At 72.8% G+C, this 1,495-nt stretch carries 2 protein-coding genes and 1 pseudogene; 2 read left to right on the forward strand and 1 reads right to left on the reverse strand.

What is annotated here, in order from left to right:
• Positions 1-752: c-type cytochrome biogenesis protein CcsB (gene ccsB / locus DQW85_RS23175; RefSeq protein WP_113702218.1), on the forward strand; the 752-nt coding region annotated here is incomplete at its 5' end.
• Positions 753-771: 19 nt separating this feature from the next.
• Here the strand turns inward: ccsB and DQW85_RS23180 are convergent.
• Positions 772-1,074: a PLDc N-terminal domain-containing protein gene (locus DQW85_RS23180; protein WP_113702219.1), complete on the reverse strand. Its 303-nt coding sequence runs from the start codon at positions 1,072-1,074 to the stop codon at positions 772-774.
• Positions 1,075-1,240: 166 nt separating this feature from the next.
• On the opposite strand from DQW85_RS23180, the pseudogene DQW85_RS44765 reads away from it, so the two are divergent.
• A pseudogene (locus DQW85_RS44765) lies at positions 1,241-1,495 on the forward strand (hypothetical protein); the annotation flags it as partial.

Below are 1,495 nucleotides of genomic sequence, written 5' to 3' on the forward strand. Positions count from 1 at the left end.
CCGAGGGCGGGGTGGCCGGGCCGCCGCGCTGGGCGGCCATGGCCGGGCTCGCGGGCCTGTTGCTCGGCTGGGGCGGCTGGGCGGCCAACCTCAGCGCCATCGTGACCCGCGGCCTGGCCGTGGACCGGTGGCCGTGGGGCAACATGTACGAGTTCGTGGTGGCCATCTGCTTCGCCGCCGTGACGGCGTTCCTGGCCACGCAGCTGCGGCAGAACGTACGCTTCCTCGGCCCCTTCGTCATGCTCACGGCGGCGCTGGGGCTCGGCTTCGCGGTCAAGTACCTCTACACGGCCGCGGGGCCGGTGGTGCCCGCGCTCAACTCCTACTGGATCGCCATCCACGTCACGGCGGCCATCCTGGCCAGCGGCCTGTTCATCGTCGCCGGGCTGTCGGGCATCCTCTACCTGGTGCGCGGCGACGGCCTGTCACATCTGCCGTCGCGGGAGGACCTGGAGCGGGTGGCCCACCGCGCGATCGTGCTCGCCTTCCCGGTGTGGACGTTCGCCGTCATCGCGGGGGCGCTCTGGGCGGACAAGGCGTGGGGGCGCTACTGGGGCTGGGACCCCAAGGAGGTCTGGTCGTTCATCACGTGGGTGGCCTACGCCGCCTACCTGCATGCCCGCGTCACGGCGGGCTGGCGCGGGCGCGCGGCGACGATCGTGCAGCTGGCCGCCTTCGCCTGCCTGCTGTTCAACCTCGTCGGCGTGAACATCTTCCTCTCCGGGCTCCACAGCTACGCCGACGTCGGCTAGGAACGCCGGCCCCCCGAGCTCAGTCGTCGCCGCGCATGCGGCGGTCCAGCTCGCGGAGGAACTCGGGGTCGTCGTCGGGGCCCTTGGGGGCGGGGGGAAGCGGCAAGCCGGGCTGACGGGGCGCGTGCCGACCGGCGCTCGGCGCGTGCGGGCGCCCGCGCACGAGCCAGAACAGGCCGCCCACCACGGGGAGCAGCACGACGATGAGCAGCCACAGCGCCTTCGGAACGTTCTGGACGGCTTCCTCGGGGGTGGTGATCACGTCGAAGAGGGAGTAGAGCCAGAAGGCCAGCAGCGCCAGGCCGATTAGGACACCTGCCATGCCCGAACTGTAAGCCATCCGCGACGTGATCGTGTCACCTACATGCACCATTTCGGGTGACTGGGGGAGGTACGCGTCGTACCGTGGAACCCGATCAGGAGCCCCTCGCCGGGTGCCCCCCGACGGTCCGGCGGCTCGCGCGGGCCCACGGGCGTGGAGAGGTGTGATGGCCTTTTCTAACGACAAGGGCCGCCATCGGCGGGGTCGTTGGTGGCGGCGCGGGTCGTATCTCTTCTCCCGCCGCGGCGAGGCGCCCCCTGACGCCGACCGCTCCTTCTGGGCGGCCGACCGCTCGTTCCGGGCGTACGACAAGCCGTCGCGCGAGCCCTCCGAGGGCCGTGGCGGCCGAAGGAGCGCCGAGGCGGGCCCGGGACGCGAGAACGGCGGCGCCGGGCGCTCCTGGCCGGGCCGGCCGGGCTCC

Source organism: Nonomuraea lactucae (genome assembly GCF_003313395.1).
GTDB classification, from domain to species: Bacteria; Actinomycetota; Actinomycetes; order Streptosporangiales; family Streptosporangiaceae; genus Nonomuraea; species Nonomuraea lactucae.